The 478-nt window shown below is 53.8% G+C and carries 1 protein-coding gene; it reads right to left on the bottom strand.

Going from position 1 to position 478, the window contains the following annotated elements; genetic code table 11:
- Nucleotides 1-478, bottom strand: a 478-nt coding sequence (locus tag H9X86_RS12175) for a conjugal transfer protein TrbL family protein (protein ID WP_243416965.1), incomplete at both ends; no start/stop codon positions are given.

Genomic DNA, 478 nt, shown 5'->3' with positions numbered 1-478 from the left:
CTTTGAATACCATCAATCCTGCAATGAGGATGGTGGCTTGCAGGAAGGCGGTGAGGCAGAGTCCAATGATCTGCTTGCACCATTGGATGAAGCCGTCGGTATAGCCGCGGGGGACGCTGAACATATACAGGCTGCCCACGGCGATTTGGATGAGCAGGATACCGCCTCGCTTCAGGTTTGCAAAAAACACCTTAATGACGGCATAGGCCATAAGAATGATGCAGAACAGGAGCATGATAGGGCTGGTGATGGAAGCAAAGCCGAAGTATGAGCCGGATGTCATTTCGGTCAGGGACTCCACATCACCGAGAGTGTCGATGATCTCCGTGGCCACTTGGCCAATGGAGATTCCGTATCCAGTGATTCCGGCGGTGAGACTGCCCTGCAACGTGACGGAGAGTTCATAGAGCCGCACGGGTACCACCGTGAAGAGACCGACTGCCATAAAGCCCTTTATGGCATTGAGGGCGGTCTCTTT

This window comes from Pseudoflavonifractor capillosus (assembly GCF_016902575.1).
GTDB classification, from domain to species: Bacteria; Bacillota; Clostridia; order Oscillospirales; family Oscillospiraceae; genus Enterenecus; species Enterenecus capillosus_A.
Note: the sequence above shows the minus strand (reverse complement) of the source record. Positions and strands in the feature narration are given on the sequence as shown.